Raw genomic sequence first — 23,884 nt, 5'->3', positions numbered from 1 at the left:
CGTAGGGGTAGGGCTTGCCCTACCCGGTTCTGCGTTCACTCCCCGTTTCCTAACGTTGCCCCTTGCTCGATACGGTACAACGCCATCGTTTGCAGGCCACCGGGCCGCTCGACCGACAATACCACCGACTTCGGCTCCGGGAGCTGCGACGGGTCGATGTACGACAGATCGTCCGCCGCGACGTAGAGCGGTCCCTCTGCCGCGCGCGCCTCGATCATCTGCATCAGCGCGTCGGCGTTCGTGCCGTCCCAATAGACTGCCGGGCATTCCACCACGCGCGGATCGGCGGCAAGGCGCAGGGTCTGGCAGTTGCCCACCAGCCCGATCGCAGGCAGCGGGTCATCCGTCGTGCTCAGCCAATGCCCGATTTCCGTCCCGCCGTACCCGGACGTTTCAGCCTGCACGTATTCCAGCAGATCGTTGCCGTGCAGCGGCAGCGCGGGCGGATCGTTCCAGGCGTCGAGCATAAACGGCGCGGCGAAGACGGCGATCCAGGCCGCGACGCCCGCATAAATGAGCCACTGCGCGCGCGGCCAGCGCCGCATGACCAGTCCCAGCCCGACCGCCAGCGGCAGCAGCACCCAGGGTACTTGATTCAAGGCATAGCGCGAATTGATGTTATAGCCAAACAGGATCGCGCCGCCGCCACTCATGCCGAGCGCCATCAGCGCCAGCAGCGCCGGACGCGGTTTGCGCGCCAGCCAATACAGGCCGCCCGCGGCTGCTCCGGCGAGCACCGGCCAGCCCAGGTACGCCGCGTCGATTGCCAGCACGTCGCTTAGATTCGTGCGCGTGCGCTTGAACAGGCTTTGATCCACGCCGCCGGTGAAGGTGCTCGCCAGCCCGAAATAGTTGTAGTCCTTGAGCCACAGCAGCAGTTCCAACGGCGCCCAGATCACGGCAAAGGCCGCGAGCACCACCGCGCCCAACACGATCCGGCGGCGGGGCGTCAGGCCCGGCGCGAGGATCAGCGCGACGACCGGCAGCGGCATCCAGACCACGCCCGGCGCTTTCGCCAGCAGCACCAGCGCCAGCGCAATACCAAGCGCCGCCGCGATCCAGATCGATCCGGTGCGCATCAAGCGCCACGCCAGCCATACGGCGGCGGCGCTGAACGCGATCAGCACCGGATCGGCCAGGGCCATGCGATCGTAAAACAGCAGGTAGGGGGCCGCGATCCACAGTGTCAGCCCGACCATGCCCGCACGGTGCGACGACGTGAAGGCACGCACCAGGGCGTAAAATGCCGCCGCGCCCAGCAGCCCGACGACGACCGTGCCTGCGCGCGTGGTCCACGCCGCGACCGGGGCATCCACGCCGACGAAGGCATTGAACCATACGCGGAAGAAGCGCCCGTGCGCCGCAGAGCCGAGCACCTGACCTTCCAGCGCGCGCTGGGCCGTTTCGATGTGGAAGCTCTCGTCTACGAACAGCGGCAGGGCGGTCAGGTTGTGGAGCCGCGTGAAGGCATACACCAGCAGCCCGATGCACACCTGGAGCAGACGAGCGGCAGAAGGAGCAGGGGATGAAGAGAACAGGCGCCGTATCATCACAGCCTCAGTTACGGCGTGCCGCCTGGGCGGGGTTAATCTTCGGGAAGCGCGACAAAGCACTCTCCTGCGGCGATGTCACAGGTCGCTAACGGCGTGTCGTCGCCCGCGTAGTGGACAATAAAGGAGGCATTCGGCTGTTCCGCGATCCAGAAATACCGCAATTCCATGCCGGGCTGGTACCATCCCAGAAAACGCGGGCAGAGCGACGAATCAGGCTCGGCGCGCGTGACTTCGGCGCGCACCACCTGATAGCACGACCCGTTAGGCATCGAAATGAGGTTCGCGCTGCTGGCCCGCCACAGGTTCGCCTGGAAATTGTAGACGGTCCCGTCGTTCACCGTTTGCGTAAACACGAGCTGGCTGATGTCCTGCGGCTGGCCGGAGATGTTGACCAGCAGCAACTCGTCTTCGTCGTAGACCAGTTGCAACGCCGGATCGGATACCGTGCCTGCGGGCAGGGCGCGCGTCGGGGTGAGCGACGGCGACGCGGTATCGCTGGGCGCTGTCGTGGGCGTGGATGATTTTGTCGGCTCCGTCGTATCGGACGGCGCGGGGGACGTCGTGGCGCGCGGCTGTGTTTCGGTCTGCGTCGGGACCGGCGACTCCGACGGCTCGACGGTGACGACCGCTGCCCCGGTGGTCGTGCTGGTTGCCGCGACCGTCCCGGTGGACTGCGCGCTCGTACGGGTCACGCTGGGCCGCATGGTCGGTTCGGCTTCATCCGTGAGATCCGCCGTGGACAGGATGGCGACCGCCGCCGGGCTTCCGCCCTCGACGGTATCATCTTTGCCCGGCCCGCCCATGTACCACGCGGTGATCAAGGCCCCTGCCAGCAGCAGGATCGACAGCAGCAGCACGCCGATCCGCAGCCGCCGCCGGGCGCGGGGAGCCGTCGCAATGCTGGCGCGCAGATCGTCTTCTTCGGCGTGTGCCGGGTGGAACGGTTCTGCGCCGGGGCCCACAAGCCCCAGCTCGCGCGGGTCGGCATAGCTGTCCAGGATCGAGTTCAACGTGCCGTCATCGAGCGCAAGCTGATCCTCGCTCAGATTTCCGACCGTCTCTTCTTCTTTGCGCGCTTTGTACCGCGCGAAGCGCTGCGCCAGCGCACCGGGTTCCGGCGTGGGATTCGTCTCGGACGGATCGGGCGTCAGGTTCGGACGCTGGCCGAACCACGGGGTCGGCTCCGTATCGGTGGACGGCATGAACGGCGGCACGGCGCTGAGCGGCGCGTTGTTGCCGTAGCCGGACCGGTGGAGCGCCCGTTCCAGCGCATCGACCAGCTCGCGCCCGGTCGGGTAGCGGTGCTCGGGCTTCTTTTCCAGCGCCCGCATGATCACCGCTTCGACTTCGGGCGGGAGCTTCGGGTTATAGAGCGACATGGGCGGCGGCGCTTCGTTGAGGTGTTTCAGCGCCACGCTCATCGCGGACGGATCGTCAAAGGGCACTTTGCCCGCCAGCATCTCGTACAGCACGATGCCCAACGAGTACAGGTCACTCTGCGCGACCGCCTGCGCGGACGACACGGCCTGTTCCGGCGCGATGTAATGGGCGCTGCCGAACGTGTCGCCGGTCGTACCTTCGTGCACGCTCAAGGCGAGGCCGAAATCCATCAGGATCGCGCGCCCGGTGTGCTTTTCGAGCATGATATTCGACGGCTTGATGTCGCGGTGAATGACACCCTGCTCGTGCGCATAGTCCAACGCGCCCGCGATGTCGCGGGCGATGCGTAGAATCTCGGGTACCGGGAGCAGTACCCGGCGTTCGACGAAACCATTGAGGTAGCTGCGCAGATCCTGGCCTTCGAGGAAGACCATCGCCATGTAATAAATGCCCTCGCTGCGCCCGAACTGGTACACACCTACGATATTCGGGTGGCGCAGGCGAGCGATGGCGCGCGCTTCGATCTGAAAGCGCCGCGTATATTCTTCTTCGGTCGTGGTGGCGAAATCGCTGCTAATAACTTTTACGGCGGCGTAACGATCAAGGTTTTCATCGTAGCCCTGGTATACGCGCGACATCCCACCCCGCCCTAACAGGCCCAGAATGGTATAGTCGCCAAGCTGTTTCCCGACCAGGGGATCCGCAGACATAGAAATTTCTCACGGTTGGGCGACAAGCGGAGATCAAAGTATTCACACACGCCCGCGTATGCCCTTCTTAGTATAGCGTAGGTGTGCGCCGCCGACGAAATGCCCTCGGTACTAAATCTGCTATTGAGGGCATATTTCCTACTTTGCGTCACATTATACGCTGTGCTCCGCACCGGTACACATTGCGCGGAGCACAGCGAAACAGCGTCGGGTTAACTTTTAGCGCTCGTTTGCCTGAACCATGCGGATCAGACCGCGCAGCGCCCCGGTGGTGGCGTCCGGTTGTTCGACCATCGGCATGTGGCCCGCATTTTCGACTTCGACCAACTGCACGCCGGGGATCAGCGCCGCCATTGCGCGGGCTTTGTCCAGCCCGATGATCTTGTCGTCCACGCCCGCGACGATCACCGCCGGGACGGACAGCTCGCGGAGCGTATTGGACGAATCGGGGCGCAGGGCCATGCCGCGCTGCGCGCCTGCGATGCCCGCAGGCGCTGTGTTGACCATGATATCGTACATCGACTGTGCCAGCGGCGACGTGCCGTCTACATCGGGCGCGAAGATCTGGCTCATCATGCTGAAGGCGGTATCCCCGCTGCCGTTTTCCATCGCCAGATCGGCGCTTTCGCGGCGCTGGAAGCGCTTTTCTTCGGCATCCGCCAGCGGATGCGTGGCGACCAGCCCCACCCCCGCGATACGATCCGGGGCCTGCCGCAGCGCCGCCATGAGGATGTAGCCGCCCATGCTGTGCCCCACCCACACCGCGCGCGATACGTTCAGCCGGTCCAGCAGGGCCAGCACGTCGCTCGCCAATAGGTCCATGGTGTAGTCGCCTTCCGGCGCGGGGCTTTTGCCGTGCCCGCGCAGATCCGGCGTGATGATGCGCGCGGCATCGCTCAGCGCGGCCTGCTGCGCCTGCCAGATGGCGTGACTGAAGGGAAAGCCGTGCAGCAGCACGACGGGCAACCCCTGCCCGCGTTCTTCGTAGTACAGCTCAACCATATTGACTTGCTCGCTCATATTTCATCGCTCCTTCACGTTGCCAGTTGTGTCCGGTCGGTGGCATCCAATAAACCTCGTGCCCGGAAATCATAGAGAGATCATACTAAAAACGGCTCGTCACTGAGGCGCGATCGCACAAATGTACGGTTTAGTCCGGTTATGAGGTAAAATAACAGACGCTCCGCCCGCTGCCAAACGGGCCGAGCCACCGTTCACCCGTCAACCAGACTCCTATGACCAGCACCGATACTCTCAAAGGCTCCGTCGAGCGCATCACCTACTACAGCGAAGAAACCGGCTACTGCGTGCTGCGCCTGCTGCCCGAACAGTCGCGCCACGCCAGCGATCTGGTGACGGTCGTTGGCTCGATGCCGGAACTCCAGCCGGGTGAAACCGTGCGCCTGGAAGGGGAATGGACCACGCACCCGCGCCACGGGCGGCAGTTCCGCGCGGAAATGGTGGTGCAGATTCGCCCGGCGAGCGTGGACGCGATCAGCCGCTACCTGGGCAGTGGGCTGATCAAGGGCGTGGGTCCGGTGACGGCCAAACGTATCGTGGACTATTTCGGTCCGGCGACGCTAGACGTCCTCGACAGCGATCCCGGCCAGTTGATCAACGTGCCCGGCGTGGGCAAACACCGCGCGGCGCTGATCGCGCAGGCGTGGATCGAGCAGCAGCAGATCAAGGAAGTGATGCTGTTTTTGCAAGGGCACGGCGTTTCGTCGGGGCTGGCGGTCAAAATTTATAAGACGTACGGCGACCAGTCGATCGGCATCGTGCAGCGCGACCCGTACCGCCTCGCGCGCGACATCTTTGGCATCGGCTTCCGCACCGCCGACAAGATCGCGCAGAATCTCGGCCTGCCCGCCGATTCGCCGGGACGGATCGGCGCGGGCATCGTCTTCAGCCTGCAAGAAGCGACCAACGACGGCCACGTTTACATGCCGCGCGATGCCCTGGTCGAAGCGGCGGCGGTTATGCTGGAAGTCCAGCCGGAGCTGGTGGAAAACGCGATCCAGGGGTTGATCCAGCGGGGCGAAATTTATACCGAGACGATCCCCGATGGCCTGTCGCGCATCGAGGGGCTGTATCTGCCGCCGATGTTCTACAGCGAGAAGGGCGCGACGGCCCGGCTGAAGCTCATGGTCGAAACGCCGCAGTCCCGGCTGGCGGATCTGGCCGCGCTCGATCTGCCTTCGCTGATCGCGTCGCTTTCGGCCCGGCGCGAGATCTCGCTGACCGCGCAGCAGCGCGAAGCGGTCCGGCTGGCGCTGACGAATAAGATCAGCGTGCTGACGGGCGGCCCCGGCACAGGCAAGACCACCACGCTGCACGCGGTGATCGCCGTGTTGGAGCGTACCAACCACCGCTTTTTGCTCGCCTCGCCGACCGGGCGCGCTGCCAAGCGCCTGGGCGAAGCGACGGGACATTCCGCGCGCACCATTCACCGTATGCTCGGTTTTTCGCCCGCCGATATGTCATTCCTGCACAACGAAGACAACCCGCTCGACGCGGACGTGCTGGTGGTGGACGAGGCCAGCATGATCGACCTTGTGCTGTTCTATAACCTGTTGAAGGCGATCAAGCCCGATACGCACCTGCTGCTGGTGGGCGACGTGGACCAACTTCCCAGCGTGGGCGCGGGCGACGTGCTGCGCGATGTGATCCGCAGCGGGATCGGCCCGGTGACGCACCTGGACGTGATTTTCCGGCAGGCGGGCAACAGCCAGATCATCCCCAACGCGCACCGTATCAACCGGGGCGAGATGCCGGATCTGTCCAACCAGAGCGACGACTTTTTCGTGTTCACCGAGGACGATCCCGAAGCGGCATCGTCGCTGCTGGTGGATGTGGTGCGCAACCGCATCCCGGCGCGTTTCGGCCTCGATCCGCTGCGCGATATCCAGGTGCTCGCGCCGATGTATCGCGGGGCGGTGGGCGTGTCGGCGCTGAACAACGTGCTGCAAGATACGCTCAATGCCTCGAACGGGCGCACCGCCGAGCGGCGGCTGGCCGGGCGGCTGTTCCGCGTGGGTGACAAGATCATCCAGACGCGCAACAACTACGAAAAAGACGTGTTCAACGGCGACATCGGGCGCGTGCACAGCTTCGACATGACCAACCAGATCATGGTCATCGCGTTCGAGGATCGCTTCGTGAAGTACGACTGGTACGACGCCGACGAGCTGACGCACGCCTACTGCATCAGCGTGCACCGCTCGCAGGGCAGCGAATACCCGTGCGTGGTGATGCCCATCGTCACGCAGCATTACATGATGCTGCAACGCAATCTGCTGTACACTGCCGTGACGCGCGCCAAAAAGCTGGTCGTGCTGGTCGGCACGCGCAAGGCGGTTGGCATTGCGGTCAACAACGATCAGGTGGCGCGGCGGTGGAGCGCGCTCGATTGGCGGCTGAAACAATAACCGCTCGTGTACGATTTTGTCCCCCGAGCGCGTATAACCGGATACACCGTTCGATGACGTGATGAAGGGGGCGGCGCTGCCCCGGCGAGGTGCGCCATGCGACGATTGTTCGGGTTTTCCCTCCTCGTAACCGTTTTCCTTTTGAGCGCCCTCCTACCTGTTTCCGCGCAGGAAACCCAGAACAGCCTCACCGTGAACGGCGTCGAGCGCACCTATGCGCTTTACGTGCCGCCCGCGTATGACGGGTCGGAGCCGTGGCCGTTGGTCGTGGCGCTGCATGGCCGGGGCGGCGACGGCAGCACGTTTGCCGACCAGCTCGATCTCAACCGCGTCGCGCAGGAAAACGACTTCATCGCCGCGTATCCCGACGGCATCAACCACGAGTGGAATTACGCCCAGGGCACGCCCGAATGGATCGGGCCGGAGACGGACGACATGGAGTTTCTGTCGGCGCTGGTCGATGCGGTGGCGGACGAGTACGCCATCGACCGGGGGCGCGTGTATGCCGCCGGATTCTCGAACGGCGGCTTCATGACACAGCGGCTAGCGTGCGAGGTCCCGGACGAGTATGCGGCCTTCGCGGTGGTCAGCGCCGGTTTTTATCCCAGCCTGCACCAGTGGTGCGAGACGTCTGCGCCCACGCCGATCCTGTTCATTCACGGCACGGCGGATGTAGTGGTCCCGTGGACGGGCACGGTGCAGGGGCAGGTCGTGCTGTCGATGCCGGTCGAGGATACGGTCGCGTATTGGGCCGAGCATGACGGCTGCTCGCCGGACGAGGTGACGCACGAAACGCTGCCCAGCGCCGAGGAGGGGGAAGAAGCGGCCACATCGGTCATTTATTTCCACATCGGCGGCTGCGACGACGACACCGAGGTAGTCCTCTATGCAGTAGAGGGCGGCGGGCACAACCTGCCGGGCGTGCCGGGGCGTCTAAACGCGACCGTGGCGGGGAACGTGACGATGGATCTGCACGCAGGCGAGGCGATCTGGGCCTTTTTTGAACCGCACACACTGCCCACACCCTGACCCGATCTGGCACATCGACCCTGAAAAATGAGGCGTCGTTGTGCAATCGGCCTGTTGCATCGAGCCGTGTTGGCGAGTATGATGTTTAAGCAGGCTTTTCCAGGTGATAACCTGTTCTTTACCTGTATTTACCGGGCGTTTCACCCTGGTGCAGTAGCTTCTTGTTGCAACCCGAGCATCGCTTCTCAAACAGTCCCTTAAGGAGGAACTCACATGCGTAAACTCGGTGTGTTCGTAGCATTGGTACTGGTCGTTGCTTTGGCCGTACCGGTTCTGGGCGTCAGCGCTCAGGGCGATGAAGGCTTCGTCCACACGTTTGATCTTCCGACTGAGCCGGCAGCCGATGGCCCTCTGGCTGGGGTTGACCCGTCTGGCCAGACGATCACGTGGTGGCACCAGCACAGCGGCCAGCGCGAAGAATTTATCAACAGCATGATTGAAGAGTTTAATGCCGGTAATCCGTGGGGCATTACGGTTGAAGGCTCGCTCCAGGGCAGCTACGGCGATATCTACCAGAAAATGATCGCGGCGATCCCGACCGGCGACGTCCCCAACCTCGTTGTGGCCTACCAGAACAACGCCCAGGCCTACTATCAGGCGGGCGGCCTCGTGGACAACATGGATGTCTACGTGACCGATTCCCAGTGGGGCTTCAATGACGCCGAAGTCGCGGACTTCATCCCCGGCTTCTACACGCAGGACTACACCGCCGACGGTTCAGCGCGCATCGGCTTCCCGCCCAACCGCTCGACCGAATCGCTGTACTTCAACGCGACCGCCCTGGCCGAGCTGGGTTACGATGCCCCGCCCGCGAGCTGGCAAGAATTCCACGATATGGCCTGCACGTTCACCGAGCAGGGGTGGAGCGGCTACGAAGGCGATGACACCATCGGCTACACCATCCGCACCGACGCGTCGTTCATCGCGGCGGCGACCTTTGCCGCTGGCGGCAAAATCTACAACGACGGTGAATTCGACTTCTCCAGCCCCGCGACCGTGGACTTCATCCAGTTCATGGTTGACCTGTACAACGACGGCTGCGCCGAACTGGTAGCCGAGCAGTACGGTGACCAGAACAACTTCATCGCCGGTCGCGCCCTGTTCTACACCGGCTCGTCCTCCGGCCTGCCCTACATCAAGTCGGGCATCGAAGACGCGTTCGCCGAGCCGTTCGAATGGCACGTGGCCTACATCCCCTACGCCGATATGCCCGTCCAGAACATCTACGGCGCGAGCGTGAGCATCCCCAAGACCACGCCCGAAGGCGAACTGGCCGCGTGGCTGTTCGTGCGTTGGTTCACCGAGCCCGAACAGCAGGCGCGTTGGGCCGAGATCAGCAACTACTTCCCGGTCCGCTACTCGACCGCCGCAGATATGGGTTCGCTGTTCGAAGACTTCCCGCAGTACGAAGATGCGTGGAATCTGATCCAGGGCGAAACCGCGGTTGAGCCGCAGGTTGCCAGCTACGACGTGGTGCGCGACGAAATGGCCGCCACGTTTGACGAGCTGCTGTCCGGTGGTGGCGACGTTCAGACGGCGCTGGCCGACCTGACCGCCCAGGCCAACGACATCCAGGCGTCTTTCAGCGCCGAGTAGTACGCGCTGCTGGTTAACGAGCACCAAAAAGGCCGTCCTTCGGGGCGGCCTTTTTTTGTCGTGTAATTGCCTCGTGTGATGTGCGGCGCGGCGTTTAGTGCGCGGCGTGTTTCTCGGCCTGTTGTTCTTCCTGGCAGGCGGCATCAGCGCACGCGGGCAGCATGACGGAAAATGTCGTGCCTGTGCCCACCCGGCTTTCGACCCAGATCCGGCCTCCGTGCTGCTCGACGATGCTTTTGACGATGGACAGCCCCAGCCCGGTCCCGGCGAAGTTATCGATGGCCTGATCGGTGCGGTAGAACTTGTCGAAGATGTACGGCTGGTCTTTCTTGGGGATGCCAATGCCGGTATCTTCCACGCGCAGGACCAGGAAATTGTCGTTGGTCTCGACCTGGATGTGAATCTCGCCTTCATCGGGCGTGTATTTTACGGCGTTCTCAACCAGATTGTTGGTGAGCTGCTTGAGGCGCTGGGGATAGCCGAGGACCGGGGGCAGGCCGTCAGGCAGCCTGACATCGACCTTGTGGCGCTTGGTTTCCCATTGGTGGCGCTGGCCTTCGACCGCGCCGCGCACGATCTCGTCGATGTGGACCGGCTCGCGGTCTTTGTCGAAGCCCGCCTCGATCTTGCCCAGCTCCAGCAGGTCCGAGATCAGCGCGGTGATCGACTGCACGCTTTCGTTGATGCGCCGCACGAATTCCAGCTGGTTGTCGTTCAGCGGTCCCATGCGCGACAGCAGCTCGACATACCCCAGGATCGCCGTCAGCGGCGAGCGCAGGTCGTGCGACACTGCCGTGACGAAATCGCTCTTGATGCGGTCCAGTTCCTTCAGATGCGTGATGTCCTGCATCACGGCGACCTTGCCGACCAGTTCCACCGTGCTGAGCTGGGCGTTCAGATAGCGCCCGTCTTCTTCCAGGTGGATCTCGCTGCTGGGGTTGCGCCGCGACGAGGCGTCCTTCGTGAACAGGGTCTGCACTTCGCTGTTGCGGATCACGTCGTCGAGCGGTTTGCCGATGAAGTCGTCGCGCTCGATGTTGAAGGCGCGTTGGGCTGCCGGGTTGCAGAACAGGATGTTGTCTTGCGTATCGGCCACCACGATCACGTCTTCCGTGTCGCGCAGGATGGCGTCGAGCGTGTCGCGCTCGTTCTGCATGGCGGCGTAAAGCTGCGCGTTGCCGATTGCGATCGCGGAAAAGTCGGCCAGCACGCGCAGCAGCGGCAGTGCGTGCGGCTCGAATTCGCGGCTGATGTCGTGGTTGGAGACTTCCAGCACGCCGATCACCTGCCCTTGCAGGGCCAGCGGGATGTACATCACGTCGCGCACGAGGTAGTGCGTCTTGATCTTGTGCAGCGCGTCCCCGGTGATCACCACCGGCTCGCCGGTTTTGACCACCTGGCCCGCGAGGCTGTCTGACACGGGCAGGCGGAACGAGTCACCGTCGCTGCGCATCTTTTCGGACGAGGCGTACAGGTACAGCTCGCCCGAGTCCTCGTCCACCAGCAGCAGATTACCGCGCTCGGCTTTTGCCAGCCGCACGGCAGCCTGCACGATCTGGTTCAGCACTTCGTGAAGTTCCAGCAGCGAGGTCACGCGCTTGCCGATCTGCACCAGCGTGTCCAGCTCGTGCAGACGCTGCTCTAACTGCAGGTTGGCCTCCATGAGCTGCGCCGGGATCTGCTGGGTGATTTGCCGCGTCCAGTGCTCTTTGAGCACGCGCTGCATCGCGCTGAGCAGATCGTCGGGATCGAACGGCTTGATCAGATAGTCGTTCACGCCCAGCCGCAGCGCCTGCACGGCCATCTCTTCGGAGCCTTCCGCCGTAATAAGGATGAACGGCAGATCGATTTTGTCCTTGTGCAGAGCGGCCAGCATTTCCAACCCGGTCCATTGGGGCATCAGGTAGTCCGCGATGATCAGGTCGGGTCGCAGATCGCGCGCCAGGGTATACCCCTCGACGCCGTTCGCCGCCGTCAGTACGTCGTAGCCTGCCGTTCGCAGCACTGAGTCTGCCAGAAACAGACGGACCTCGGCTGCATCGTCTACCAGGAGTATGCGCTCACCTGCCAAAGTCAGTAGATCTCCATCATCCTAAATGTCGCCGTGAAGCCGCGTAACTCAACTGTCCGTTTTTTGGGGAGGCCGTGACGTTCGCGCTATCAGAGCGAGCATCTGTCTGGCCTGCTTGTTGAGTTCGAGCAGGCGTTCTCCTACGCGGGGCGGGACATGTCCCTCTTTACCGTGAGCCAGCCGCAACAACTCGGCCTCGATTACCGTCAGGGAAGAATTAACCGCCTGGATCTGGCGCTCACGTTCGGCAAAACGTGTCTGCCAATCCCGATTGACCGATTCCAGGGTACGGGCGCGCTGTTTGACCATGTCGAACAGGCGCACGTTGATTACGCCCACCGCCGCGTAATCGCTCAGGAGGCGCAGCAGGCGGACGCGGTGCTCGTTGAAGGTCGATTCGCTGCTGCGGCTGCCCATGGCCAGCACGCCGATGCTCGTGGTCTGCACGACCAGGGGCAGGTACGCCACGGCGCTAACGTCTTTGGGGATCTGGAAGCGGCGCAGGCTGTCGCCCGTCATCGTCAGAATTTCACGCGAGGTCATCACGAGGTCGGCCAGCGCATCCTGCGCCGGTTCACCGACACGATCGGCCAGTGACATCGGCATGTTGTGCCCGGTGCGCAGCACCAGCTTGCCCGACGTGTCGTCGCGCAGCAGCAACAGCGCATAATCCGCCCCGCTAAGCTGGACGGCGGCATGTAGAATCAGGTTGAACAGCTCGCGCTGGTCGCGCAGGGCGGTGATCGCGTGGCCGATCTGGTACAGGCGATCGAGTTCGTGCTCGCGCGCTTCGAGCTGGACTTCCGCATTGCCCACGCGCGCAGTGAGCGACTCGTGCTGGCGGCGGAGATGCGTATCGGCCAGCCCGCGCTCGACCATCGCCAGAACTTCGGCTTCGCGCAGGGGGCGGTTCAGGTAATCGGTCGCGCCCATGCGGAATGCTTCGATGATTCCCTTTTCGCTGCCCTTGTCCGACATGACGATCAGCGGGCCGCGAAAGCCCTGTGACTTCAGCCCGATCAACATGTCGCGCCCGGACAGCCCCGCAAGCTGTAGATCGAGCATGATCAGATCGGGATGGTGCTGGCGCAGCTTCAATAGGCCGTCTGGCCCGTCGGCTGCCTCGACCACCTCGTACAGATCGGGATCGAAGACTTGCTCACGCAACAGGGAGCGGGCATCGGGATCATCATCAATGAGTAAAATGACGTCACGTTGAGGCGTCATAACCGCTAAATGCTCCTCTACGGGATCTCAAAATGGCTTGCTCCCCGCCCAGCGTTTCTATTATATCTTAATCCTTGAACAAGGATGAATGTGGCGCAGGTACTACGCGGCACGCAAGTCCTTAACGGTTATTTGGCCGTTTTCCATGCATTGAGCAGCGCCGTTTTGAGCGCAGATAGGGCGTCGAACGGTCCCTCGCTGCTTAAGAGCTGGCCTATTTTTACCTGGAGGCGATCCTCGACTGGGAGATCCCCGTTTTCATCGGCAAGCTGGAACGGGTAAAAGAGCTGGATGGATTGGGTCAGCCGCTCTTCAACACGCTGGCGCAGGGCGGTCAGATGATCCGGGTCTGTGAGGGCGAAAAAGTCGTAGGCGCTGAGCTGCCCGGCAGCTTCTTCGCTGCCGCCGGTTTCGCGTTGGGCGTTGTGCAGAATCAATCCCGCGCTGCGCAGCACATCGTCGGCAGCCAGGAAACCGAACTGCTCGCGGAAGCGCTCGATGCCGGTCAGCGAGACGACTAGCGCGCCCCACGGCTTGCTGCCGCGAACCGCGCCGTTCAACATCTCATCGACGAGCGCGCCATCGGCCAGCCCGGTGACCAGATTGGTGTTTCCCGGCTGGTGCGTGCGGCGGAGCGCGTTGCGGACGCGCAGGCGCAGCTCGTGGATATCGAACGGCTTCGTGATGTAGTCGATCCCGCCATATTCCAGCCCGGTGAGCTTGTCGATGCGGTCGCGGCGCTCGGTGAGGAAGATGATCGGGATGAACTTGGTCCGGTGACCAAGCCGCAGGCGGCGGCATACTTCGTAGCCGTCGATATCGGGTAGGCGCACATCGAGCAGGATCAGATCGGGGGGATCTTCGCTCGTCAGGGCGACGGCGTCCTCACCCCAGGCTGCCGTAAACGACTCGTACCCCAGCGCCCGAAAGTATGCATTCAGCATCTCAGACAGGTCGAGATCATCCTCAACAATGAGGATGTACGGGTGCTCGCGTTCGGCTGTGTCGTCGTCGCTCATTACGGAGCGCCTCACGCTGATTCTTAAAACCGGAGTTGTGATCCGGGCCGGGAAATAGTCCCGGCGCAGAAATAAACCGAGGGTCCCTCAGAAGTGGCCTGAAGCCCATAGGGAATGAATCGATATTCCCCCCGGTATGGCTCTCATCCCCAGGTCTGTTCTTCAACAGAAACGGGGAAACCGGCGATCAAGGCCGATCCCCGCCCCAGGGTGAGATCGGGTATCGCAAACGGGGCGGGTCGTGCCCCCAGGTCGCGCGCGGCGCGGCTGGAGCACTGCTTTACAGCAGCTTTTCCAGTTCTTTGACGGCCCGCGACATGTCCAAAAAGATCAGGCCCAACTTGGCCTGCTCGCGGGCCAGCACGGTCAGCACCGCGTCTTCCCCAATGGAGCTGAGGATCACATAGCCGTGCTCGCCTTTGACGTAGACCTGTTCCAGGCCGCCGCGCCGCAGCTCGGTTGAAATGCGCTCACCCAGGGAGAGCATCGCCGCCGACATGGCAGAGACACGATCTTCTTCGATGTTGCCCGGTAGGGACGATGCGATGCTCAAGCCATCAACACTGACGATTGCCGCGGCTTCGACATCGGGCGAACTTACCTGCAAATCCCGCAGTCGCTCGACTAACTGCTCATTACGTGATTTCGCCACGCCACTTCTCCTGACGCATTGAAAGAGGTCTAACAATACTCCCGCACCTGCCGGGGAGTGAAGAGGTTTCCTATCCACGAGGGCGGTTGTAGGCTCACTTATGTCGCGTACTGTAGCACAGGCGATATTTTGCGTCAAGCGAGGCAAAAGGACTATTGTCGCGTAGGCAAAGGGGAAAAAAACAAAAAATCCGCTTTGACGCGGATGATAGGCTGGGGAGGCAGGATTCGAACCTGCGAATGGCGGCTCCAAAGGCCGCTGCCTTAAACCCCTTGGCGACTCCCCAATGATGGGGGCCATTATAGCATAGCGGCACGAACACGGGCAAGACTCCGTTCGGCGCTCCCAAATGCCGCCCGGGGCCTCGCCGTTAATGGCGAAATTTAAGGTGTGGGGCTAGCAGACTTGCTTTGCGTAGAGTACACTCAACGCATACCACAAATCCCACTTGAGCTGATACAGAGGATACGACGCATGGGCGAAAAAGGCCGCGACAAGGCGTTGGAAGCGGCATTGGCCGATCTCACCAAGCGGTTCGGAGACGGCGCAATTGTCCGCCTGGGAGATGCCGTGCATATGCACGTCGAGGCGATCCCCACCGGCTCCCTGGCGGTGGATATCGCGCTGGGCGTCGGCGGCTTCCCGCGCGGACGTGTAATCGAGATTTACGGGCCGGAAAGCGCCGGTAAGACGACCTTGTGCTTGCATACCGTCGCCGAAGCGCAGAAGCGCGGCGGCATTTGCGCCTTCATCGACATGGAGCACGCGCTCGATCCGCGTTATGCGGGCCGTATCGGCGTGGACATCGACAACCTGTACATTTCCCAGCCTGATACGGCGGAGCAGGCGCTCGAAATTGCCGAGGCGCTGGTGCGCAGTGGCGCGATCGACGTGATCGTGCTGGACAGCGTGGCCGCGCTGGTGCCGCGCGCCGAACTCGAAGGCGAGATGGGCGACAGCCACGTCGGGCTGCAGGCGCGCCTGATGAGCCAGGCGCTGCGCAAGCTCTCCGGCGTGATCAAGCAGTCGAACACGGTCATGATCTTCACCAACCAGCTGCGCGAGAAGATCGGCGTGATGTTCGGGAACCCCGAAACCACGACGGGCGGGCGGGCGCTCAAGTTCTACGCCAGCATCCGCGTGGACATTCGCCGTATCCAGGCGATCAAGGCGGGCGGCGACACGGTCGGTAACCGCACCCGCGTGCGCGTGACCAAGAACAAGGTCGCGCCCCCCTTCCGCGAGGCCGAGTTTGACATCATGTTCGATGAGGGCATCAGCCGCGTGGGCGATATTCTCGATATCGGGGCGGAACTGGGCGTGGTCGAAAAGCGCGGCGCGTTTTACCGCTACCGTGACGAGCTGATCGGTCAGGGGCGCGAAAACGCCAAACAATTCCTGCGCGAAAATCCGGCCCTGGCGCTGGAAGTGGAGAACGTCATCCGCGAGGAATATGGACTGCCGCCGCTGGTGACCGCCGAAGCGGAAGAATAGACTCCGCAAACTGCCGTTTGAATACTTCGACCGGGACGCACAAACGTCCCGGTTTTTTGTTTTGCGGAGCACGTCGTGCAGGATAAAAACCCTCAATTATTAAGGTGTCGGATACTGTATTTGTGCAATCCCACACTCGCTGGCATAATATGCTATAATGCGGGGAATAATATACCACGGTTACGCTGTGGAACTCGGAAAAATCAAGCCATAACTGCACCCATCTACCGGATGGATGACCGCTGCGAGCAAACATCCACATTCAACGAATGTGGGTTAACCCAGAGAAGCCTGGGCTTACGGTAGAGAAAGGGACCGACTACAACCTGCCCCTACTGAGTGAGCGGCAGACTGCCCGGGTATAAGTGCCGATGCTATAAATCAGTCTCTGCCTGTGAGGCAGGGTGTTGAAAAGGTTGGCCGGTAGGGAAGCAGATAGTCACCGCAAGACGGGACCTGTGAAGCGTTTCATGGAGATCGCCTTTCAGCCGCGAACGCGGCCCACAAGCAAGTACCGATCTCGAATGATGTTCGCTTTTTCAGATAGCTAGGTGTGGCTCGAACCATCCATAGTCGGTCCACAGTGACGACGAGTTCCAATGACAACAGCAAACAGCCGTGGCTGTCCTTGCCAACGGCTGTTTGTTTTTTGGGGACATAGGGTGAGCCGAACCATCACCGCGCTTGAACCTCAGAAGCGCGATCAGGAGCGGGTGAACGTCTACCTGGACGGTGAGTTTGTTTTTGGGCTTCCGCTGATAGACGCCACAAAACTGCGTGTCGGGCAAACACTGTCCGATGACGAGATCGCTGCTCTGCGCGATATCGACGCAGTCGCACGCGCAGTAGACCGCGCCGTGCACCTCCTGGCCCGCCGCCCCTATAGTACAGCCGAGCTTCGACGCTACCTGTTATCCAAAGAAATCGCTCCCCCGGTCGTTGACGAAACGCTCGACCGGCTCGAGCATCTGGGTTATGTGGACGATCAGGCCTTCACGCGGTTCTGGATCGAAGACCGCATGCGCTTCAGGCCGCGAGGCTTGCGCGCGCTGCGCTACGAACTCCGCCAGAAAGGCATCGCCCCTGCCATCATCGAAGCGGCGCTGGCCGAGGTTGACCCCGGCGAGGCCGCCCATCAGGCAGCACAGGAGCGAATTACCCGGCTGCGCGGCCAGTCCCGGCGCGATGTGCGCACGGCGTTGGGCGCGTTCCTGGTGCGACGCGGGTTCAGCTATGACGTGGCCCGCGACGCGGTAGAGCGGACATTGACTGAACTTGAAGAACATGAACCTGAGTATTTTTTGAACGACCAGAACACCGATAACGGACTAGAAGACCCATACGAGGAGTAGCGCCATGGAGATCGTGTATGCCCTGATCGGGCTAGCGATTGGCGTTGCGCTGGGCGCGGGGGGCCTGTATGTATACGAAACAACACAGGGCAAAAACCGTAAGCGCCTGGCCGAAGAAGAAGCCGAACGTCTGGTGCAGGAGGCGCAAAATCAGGCCAAACAGGTCATCGTTGAGGCCAAAGACGAAGCGCACAACACCCAGCGCGAAGCCGAAGATAACGCCAAGAAACGTCGTGCAGAACTAGATCGAGAAAGTGATCGGCTCACCAAGCGCCGCGACGATCTGGACGCTCGATACGAGCGGCTGGATCTACGTGAGCAAAACCTGAACAAGCGGCAGAGCAAGCTCGACAAGCGGCAAAACGAGCTGACTGCCATGTATGACGAGCAGAAGGCCGAGCTGGAGCGCGTCGCGGAAATGACACGCGAAGAAGCCCGACAAGAGCTACTCTCGATCGTCGAGGAAGAAACGCGCAACGACATGGCGCGCCGCATCCGCGAGATCGAAGAGGAAACCAAGATCGAGGCCGATCGCCGCGCCCGCGACATCATCGCGCTGGCGATTCAGCGTATCGCCTCGGAGCAGGTGAACGAGATCGCCGTGAGCGTCGTTCCTCTGCCGACCGACGAGATGAAGGGCCGCATCATTGGCCGCAACGGGCGCAACATCCGCTCGTTCGAGCAGGCGACCGGCGTGGACGTGGTGGTGGACGATACGCCTGAGGCGGTCACCATCTCCAGTTTCGACCCCATCCGGCGTGAAGTCGCGCGCCGCACGATGGAAAAGCTGGTGCTCGACGGGCGCATTCACCCGGCGCGCATCGAAAAGCTGGTGTCGGACTCGCGCAAGGAAGTCGAGCGCATCGTCCGCGAAGAGGGCGAGCGCGCCGCCTACGAGGCGGGCGTGCCCGGCCTGCACAGCGAAATCATCAAGCTGCTGGGCCGCCTGAAGTTCCGCACCAGCTACGGCCAGAACCAGCATGCGCATGCGATCGAAACGGCGCACATCGCCGGGATGATCGCGGCGGAACTGGGTGCAGACGTGTCGATCGCCAAGGCCGGCGGCCTGCTGCACGACATCGGTAAGGCTGTGGACCACGAGATCGAAGGCACGCACGCGCAGATCGGCGCGGACATCGCCAAGCGCTTTGGCGTCGGCCCGCGCATCGTGAATGCCATCGCCAGCCACCATCACGAGGTGGAGCAGGAATACGTCGAGTCGATCATCGTCGAGGCGGCAGATGCCATCTCCGGCGCACGGCCCGGCGCACGCCGCGAAAGCCTGGACACGTACATCCGGCGCGTCAAGGCGCTGGAAGACATCGCCAGGGAGTTCGAGGGCGTGGATCAGAGCTTTGCGCTGCAAGCCGGGCGCGAGGTGCGCATCATGGTCAAGCCGGACGAGATCGACGATCTGGCCGCGATGCGGCTGGCCCGCGACATCTCGCGCCGCATCGAAGAGACGATGCAGTATCCCGGCCAGATCAAGGTGACCATCATCCGCGAAACGCGCGCGGTCGATTACGCCAAGTAGCGGACGCTTTAAACTGGAAACCAAGCGGCGGACCCACCCTGAGTCCGCCGTTTTTGTTTCCCTCTTGTGCGTGTAAACGTGAAATGATGAACCCCGGCGTCAGGGCCGGGCGAAGGCGGGGACGCGCTGGGCAACGGGGTGTCCCAGCGCCAGCGCCAGCTGATGCGGGCTGCGAATGATCATCGGCGGCTCCGGCAGCCAGGGGAAGCGGAGCAGATGTTCCGGCGTGGTGATCATGACGCGCGTGGCGCTGAGGCCGTCCATCAGCCCGAAGCCACCCGCGCGCATCACGTTCATCACCAGATGCAGCACGTCTTCCGTCCACGAGGCGGTGTTGAAGATCAGCTCTGCCCGGCGGAACATTCGCGTTCCCTCCAGACCCGGTGCAACCAGCTCGACGGACCCACCGTCGGCGCATGTGATGGCGTACCACCCGCGACGGATGGCGCGCACGTCGATGTCGGCGCGCATCAGCAAACGGCGCACCGCGTCCCGGTTACCGCTGGCGATACGGCCATCGGCGGCATGGCAGACGAGTAGCATACTGCGCTGCACGGCGTTCAACCTCCTTCAGTCGGGCCACGCGGCTCGACAAGCTGTCCGGTTGATACACACAGGATAGCTCAGGTGTTCTATTCGCCCAAGTTTTAGATCGCGAAAAACAGCCCGGTTGTAGAGAGACGATCAGGTCCTATATCTGGGGATCGCAAGGTGCGCAGAGACCCCATATATACGGTTTTTGACGTAGATTTCAGATGTGCAAAAAACGGACTCGGCAAGGGATTCGGCAGCCGAAAAACTGGCCACGATGAGGGGGTGTTGGTTGGGTAAAAACAGATGTATCGAGTCGTGATAGCGCTCCTTTTTTCCGCCAACAGCATCCTATAGGCTATCACAAGTTTGGAAAATGTAAAGCATGATCGACCTGCGCGGGCCTGACGGACCATGCGGCTCCTACACACGCAGAGGGACGTGGAAAATAGGCGCGGGCTGACCTTTTCGGCGGGGGCGGCTATACTTAAACATGACACCCGCAGATGTCTGACCCGGAAGGGAGCGCCGATGCAAGCCGAGATCCTGTACCGTCCCGCTTATTCGATGTGTGTGATTACGCTCGCACCGGAAGAAGAAATCCGCGTGGAAGCCGGATCGATGGTGAGCATGACGGATGGCGTCGCCGTCGATACGCGCATGGAAGGCGGATTGTTCAGCAGCTTGAAACGGTCCCTGCTGGGCGGCGAGAGCTTCTTCCTCAACGTGTTCAGAGCGCCTGCCTTTGGCGGGCAAATCAACCTGGCGCCCGTGCTGCCCGGCGACATGATGATCCTGAAGATGGAAGATGACGCGCTGATGGTACAGAGCGGCGCGTACGTTGCATCGTCGATGGGCATCGAGGTAGACGCGACCTGGGGCGGCGCGCGGACCTTCTTCGCCAGCGAGGGCCTGATCATGCTGCGCGCGCGGGGCTATGGCCTGCTGGTGCTGTCCAGCTACGGCGCGATCCACCCTATCGAGCTGGCCGCCGGGCAGCGTTATACCGTGGACACCGGCCACCTCGTCGCGTTCACGCAGGGCATGGGTTTCAACGTGCGCGCGATCGGCGGGCTGCGCCCGACCGTGCTCAGCGGCGAGGGGCTGGTGGTGGACCTCACCGGGCCGGGCCGCGTGTACATGCAGACGCGCTCCGAAGACGCGTTCATGAGCTGGCTGCGGCCCTACATGGACAAGCACGATCAGGAAAAGAAGTAGCCTGCGCGGGGCGTCAGGCGAGCGGCGCGCTGCCGTCTTGGGGGCGGGACCGTTCGCCCGGTATAATGACGATCAAGACACACTGCCTTGTATTAAAGGATGACCGCATGATCCACGCATTGATCACTGGCGGGGCCGGGTTCATCGGCAGCCACCTTGCCGAAAAGCTGCTGGCGCAGGGCCAACAGGTCACGATTATCGATAACCTGACCACCGGGCGCTTTGAAAATATTGAGCCGCTCACGCAAGATCCCAATTTTCGTTACGCGATTGAAGACATCCGCCACGCGGCGGTGATGGACCGGCTGGTCAGCGAGTGCGACGTGATCTATCACCTCGCGGCGGCGGTGGGCGTGTTCGCCATCGTGCACAGCCCGATCGATACGCTGGAGATCAACGTGGGTGGGACGGAAGTCGTGCTGCAAACGGCGCGGCGCTACCGCAAGCGCGTGCTGATCGCGTCCACGTCGGAGGTGTACGGCAAGGGCGTGCGCGTGCCATTCAACGAGGACGACGACCGCATTTTGGGGCCGACGACCAAAAGCCGCTGGAGCTACGCCGCGTCCAAAGAGCTGGACGAGTTCCTGGGGCTGGCTTATCACAAGGCGGTCGGGCTGCCAGTAACGATCTTCCGGTTGTTCAACACGGTCGGACCGCGTCAGGTGGGCAATTACGGCATGGTCGTGCCGCGCTTCGTGCGCTGGGCGATGGCCGGGGAGCCGATCCAGATCTACGGCGACGGGCAGCAGAGCCGCTGCTTCGCCAATGTGCACGACGTTGTGAACGCGATCGTCGCGCTGGGGTCCAGCCGCAAGGTGGACGGGCAGGTCTATAACATCGGCAACAACCAGGAAGTCACCATCGAGGGACTGGCGGAGATCGTCAAGCAGCGCACGGGCAGCCGCTCGGATGTGGTGTACATCCCCTACGAGGAAGCCTATGAGGCCGGGTTCGAGGATATGCGCCGCCGCGTGCCGGATGTGAGCAAGATCAAGGCGGCGGTCGGTTGGGAGCCATCCACGCGGCTGGAAACGACGATCGACCAGATCATCGACTATTTCCAGCAGCATCCGGTGCAGCCCGATAAGCTGAAGACGGGCACGATCCCGCCGGTCAAGGCGAGCGGCGACTAGTATTTGCGGGGCGCTGCCCCGACCACTCTCTCCAGTCTGGGCTGGAGAGGGGAGACAAGTAGTCTCATGAGGTTTTGTAGGGGCGGGTTTCTAACCCGCCCTGGTTTTGTCCAAATTCAAAGTTTAAGAGCATAAAAGGCGGACGAAAACGCTGCCGGGTAAAGCGTGTACTAGATCTGCGCGGGGATGCGCGCAAAGACGCGCATGCTGTCTTCTTCGTCGCGGATCAGCGCGGAGGGGTCGAAGCGCAGCGCGGCGGCGGCCATCCACAGATCCCCGACCGCGCCCGCCGCGTTGAACATCACAGCCAGCGTGGGCCACTGGGCCAGACCGATCGGGAGAAACAGCGCGATAGCCATGCCCACCAGCGACAGCGCGATCAGCGGGGCGAGCGCGATGGCGATGAACTCGTTGCGGCGAAACAGCCCCCCATCGGAGGTGGCGTAGAGCACTAGCAGCTTGACGCCGTAGCGCGGGCGGTGGCCGGTGTAGCGGATCATCAGGCCGTGCACCCACTCGTGCAGCGGCAGCACCAACAGCGCCAGCGCGATCCCGATGCCCATCGGGATGTCGTCAGGCAGGGCGCCGATCACCAGTGGCGCGCCGAGGTGGTGATAGGCGCGCAGCACACTCAATGTGATCGCCCCACTCAGCACGAGCGGAATCAGCGACAGGAGATTGAGCCACAGCAGGCGTCCGCGCTCGTTGAGGCTGAGGTAGCTCACTTCGCGGTACTGTGCGGGTAGGCTGGTCACCGGGTTCGCGGCGCGGCTGAGCATGGCGCACTCCAACATTCACACGAGAAAACCGGGACGTTCCCATGATGGAGCGTCCCGGTTTCATTGTAGTCGGAAGCGGGAAGTGGGGGCAAACGGGAGTAGGCGCTAGCTGTTTTTCGCTTTTAGCCCCTTGCGGATCTCCGTGCGCGCCCAGCGGTAATGGCTGCTGGTGGCCGACACGAAGTAGGTCAGCAGGGTGTTGTCGCGCGTCCACGGGTAGCGGCGCGGCGTGGTCAGATCCTCGTCGGACAGGCTGAGCAGCAGATCGAGGATCTGGCGGTGTGAGGTGTGGAACTGGTCGAGCACCTCTTGCAGCGGGCGGTCACGGTGTTTTTCGTAGATGTGCTGGTTCAACGCCGGGGTTTCGCTCCACTTGTAGCCCGGCGCGGGCACGGCAGGCGTTTCGCCGCGCTGCCCCGCCGTCACCCAACCGATCACCATTTGCTCCCACTCGATCAGGTGCGCCAGCACGTCTTTCACCGACCATTCGCCGACCGTGCCGGGATCGGTGATCTGGCCGGGCGCAAGGGACGCGATCTGCTTTTCGAGCGCGGGGCGTTCTTTGTCGATCTCGGCCAATAACTGGGATCTGGTGATCGGGCGCGGCATAGTGACTCCTCCTGATTGCGCATAAATTCACGATCAATTTTAGTACATGCGTTCTGTTTTTTCAAGCGACCGTACGCTCCTGTTCGCTGCCGCCTGCCGTTCAATAGTACACTGAACGGCAGACTCGATATCCATAGGAGCCTGAATCCCGATGAACGTCTTCTTTTTGATTGCCGCGCTGCTACTTTTCCTGTTAGTGGTTGCTCACACGATCTGGGGCGAGAAAATGTTGTTTGGGCCACTGAAGGCACAGGCTGCGTTGGATGGCGAGCAGTTTGTTAGCCTCTATGTGCCCTGGCACCAGGGGACTTACCTGCTGCTGTTGTGCGGCGTGGCGATGGTTTGGGCTGCGATCGACGACAGCATCACCGAGCTGCCGTGGGCCGTGCTGGCGGTGGCGGCTGGCAATCTGATGGTGTTTCTCGCGCTCAGCGTGATGCAGGGGCAGATGGATCTGATCAAAAACTCCGTACCGCAGACCGTGCTCTTCCTCGTCTTGATCGCGCTGCTGCTGGCCGGGATCGCCGCCTGATCTTCCCTCAAACAAAAACGCCCCGGCACAGGCCGGG

The 23,884-nt window shown here is 62.3% G+C and carries 19 protein-coding genes and 1 tRNA gene; 9 read left to right on the top strand and 11 right to left on the bottom strand.

Features of this window, described 5'->3' with window-relative positions:
- Positions 1–35: 35 nt before the first annotated feature.
- The 3 genes from V7116_RS08030 to V7116_RS08020 all read right to left on the bottom strand — a co-directional run bounded on the left by V7116_RS08030 (position 36) and on the right by V7116_RS08020 (position 4,663).
- Positions 36–1,550: an ArnT family glycosyltransferase gene (locus V7116_RS08030; RefSeq protein ID WP_324391381.1), complete on the bottom strand. Its 1,515-nt coding sequence runs from the start codon at positions 1,548–1,550 to the stop codon at positions 36–38.
- Positions 1,551–1,585: 35 nt separating this feature from the next.
- Positions 1,586–3,643, bottom strand: coding sequence for a protein kinase domain-containing protein (locus V7116_RS08025; RefSeq protein WP_324391380.1), 2,058 nt, complete (start codon positions 3,641–3,643; stop codon positions 1,586–1,588).
- A 219-nt stretch (positions 3,644–3,862) separates the two neighbouring features.
- Complete coding sequence (locus V7116_RS08020) at positions 3,863–4,663, bottom strand: alpha/beta fold hydrolase (protein WP_324391379.1); 801 nt, start codon at positions 4,661–4,663, stop codon at positions 3,863–3,865.
- Between the two features lie 215 nt (positions 4,664–4,878).
- On the opposite strand from V7116_RS08020, the gene recD2 reads away from it, so the two are divergent.
- The 3 genes from recD2 to V7116_RS08005 all read left to right on the top strand — a co-directional run bounded on the left by recD2 (position 4,879) and on the right by V7116_RS08005 (position 9,696).
- Positions 4,879–7,071 (top strand): SF1B family DNA helicase RecD2, encoded by a 2,193-nt coding sequence (gene recD2 / locus V7116_RS08015; protein WP_324391378.1) that lies wholly within the window; start codon positions 4,879–4,881, stop codon positions 7,069–7,071.
- Positions 7,072–7,167: 96 nt separating this feature from the next.
- Positions 7,168–8,100 (top strand): extracellular catalytic domain type 1 short-chain-length polyhydroxyalkanoate depolymerase, encoded by a 933-nt coding sequence (locus tag V7116_RS08010; protein WP_324391377.1) that lies wholly within the window; start codon positions 7,168–7,170, stop codon positions 8,098–8,100.
- A gap of 213 nt (positions 8,101–8,313) precedes the next feature.
- Positions 8,314–9,696: an extracellular solute-binding protein gene (locus V7116_RS08005; protein ID WP_324391376.1), complete on the top strand. Its 1,383-nt coding sequence runs from the start codon at positions 8,314–8,316 to the stop codon at positions 9,694–9,696.
- A 94-nt stretch (positions 9,697–9,790) separates the two neighbouring features.
- Here the strand turns inward: V7116_RS08005 and V7116_RS08000 are convergent, their stop codons facing one another.
- From V7116_RS08000 to V7116_RS07980, 5 genes are all read right to left on the bottom strand, one after another.
- On the bottom strand, positions 9,791–11,767 hold the full coding sequence (locus V7116_RS08000; RefSeq protein ID WP_324391375.1) for an ATP-binding protein: 1,977 nt from the start codon (positions 11,765–11,767) through the stop codon (positions 9,791–9,793).
- A gap of 48 nt (positions 11,768–11,815) precedes the next feature.
- Positions 11,816–12,994, bottom strand: a complete 1,179-nt coding sequence (locus V7116_RS07995; RefSeq protein WP_324391374.1) for a response regulator — start codon at positions 12,992–12,994, stop codon at positions 11,816–11,818.
- A gap of 128 nt (positions 12,995–13,122) precedes the next feature.
- The gene (locus V7116_RS07990) at positions 13,123–14,013 is read right to left on the bottom strand and encodes a response regulator transcription factor (RefSeq protein ID WP_324391373.1); all 891 of its coding nucleotides are present in this window, start codon (positions 14,011–14,013) and stop codon (positions 13,123–13,125) included.
- Positions 14,014–14,293: 280 nt separating this feature from the next.
- The gene (locus tag V7116_RS07985) at positions 14,294–14,665 is read right to left on the bottom strand and encodes a roadblock/LC7 domain-containing protein (RefSeq protein ID WP_324391372.1); all 372 of its coding nucleotides are present in this window, start codon (positions 14,663–14,665) and stop codon (positions 14,294–14,296) included.
- A 212-nt stretch (positions 14,666–14,877) separates the two neighbouring features.
- Positions 14,878–14,951: transfer RNA gene (locus V7116_RS07980), tRNA-Gln, on the bottom strand.
- Between the two features lie 188 nt (positions 14,952–15,139).
- Here V7116_RS07980 and recA point away from each other — a divergent pair.
- The 3 genes from recA to rny all read left to right on the top strand — a co-directional run bounded on the left by recA (position 15,140) and on the right by rny (position 19,045).
- The gene (gene recA / locus V7116_RS07975; protein ID WP_324391371.1) at positions 15,140–16,159 is read left to right on the top strand and encodes a recombinase RecA; all 1,020 of its coding nucleotides are present in this window, start codon (positions 15,140–15,142) and stop codon (positions 16,157–16,159) included.
- A gap of 662 nt (positions 16,160–16,821) precedes the next feature.
- On the top strand, positions 16,822–17,511 hold the full coding sequence (locus tag V7116_RS07970) for a regulatory protein RecX (protein ID WP_324391370.1): 690 nt from the start codon (positions 16,822–16,824) through the stop codon (positions 17,509–17,511).
- Between the two features lie 4 nt (positions 17,512–17,515).
- Positions 17,516–19,045 carry a ribonuclease Y gene (gene rny / locus V7116_RS07965; protein WP_324391369.1) on the top strand — a complete coding sequence of 510 codons (1,530 nt, stop codon included), beginning with the start codon at positions 17,516–17,518 and terminating at the stop codon, positions 19,043–19,045.
- 99 nt (positions 19,046–19,144) lie between these two features.
- Here the strand turns inward: rny and V7116_RS07960 are convergent, their stop codons facing one another.
- Entirely contained in the window at positions 19,145–19,600 is a 456-nt protein-coding gene (locus V7116_RS07960) for a hypothetical protein (protein ID WP_324391368.1), read from the bottom strand.
- A gap of 507 nt (positions 19,601–20,107) precedes the next feature.
- Here V7116_RS07960 and V7116_RS07955 point away from each other — a divergent pair.
- Positions 20,108–20,794 carry a TIGR00266 family protein gene (locus tag V7116_RS07955; RefSeq protein ID WP_324391367.1) on the top strand — a complete coding sequence of 229 codons (687 nt, stop codon included), beginning with the start codon at positions 20,108–20,110 and terminating at the stop codon, positions 20,792–20,794.
- A gap of 110 nt (positions 20,795–20,904) precedes the next feature.
- Positions 20,905–21,927, top strand: a complete 1,023-nt coding sequence (locus tag V7116_RS07950; RefSeq protein WP_349258473.1) for a GDP-mannose 4,6-dehydratase — start codon at positions 20,905–20,907, stop codon at positions 21,925–21,927.
- A 170-nt stretch (positions 21,928–22,097) separates the two neighbouring features.
- On the opposite strand, the gene V7116_RS07945 is transcribed toward V7116_RS07950, so the two are convergent.
- Positions 22,098–22,706, bottom strand: a complete 609-nt coding sequence (locus V7116_RS07945) for a DUF3267 domain-containing protein (RefSeq protein ID WP_324391365.1) — start codon at positions 22,704–22,706, stop codon at positions 22,098–22,100.
- Positions 22,707–22,811: 105 nt separating this feature from the next.
- Positions 22,812–23,315 carry a ClbS/DfsB family four-helix bundle protein gene (locus tag V7116_RS07940; RefSeq protein ID WP_324391364.1) on the bottom strand — a complete coding sequence of 168 codons (504 nt, stop codon included), beginning with the start codon at positions 23,313–23,315 and terminating at the stop codon, positions 22,812–22,814.
- A 151-nt stretch (positions 23,316–23,466) separates the two neighbouring features.
- Between V7116_RS07940 and V7116_RS07935 the strand changes: the two genes are divergently transcribed.
- Positions 23,467–23,847 (top strand): hypothetical protein, encoded by a 381-nt coding sequence (locus tag V7116_RS07935; protein ID WP_324391363.1) that lies wholly within the window; start codon positions 23,467–23,469, stop codon positions 23,845–23,847.
- Positions 23,848–23,884: the final 37 nt, after the last annotated feature.

The sequence above is a fragment of the Aggregatilinea sp. genome (assembly GCF_036822615.1).
GTDB lineage: Bacteria > Chloroflexota > Anaerolineae > Aggregatilineales > Aggregatilineaceae > Aggregatilinea.
The sequence above is the reverse complement of the archived record's forward strand: the minus strand, read 5'-3'. Positions and strand labels throughout refer to the sequence as shown.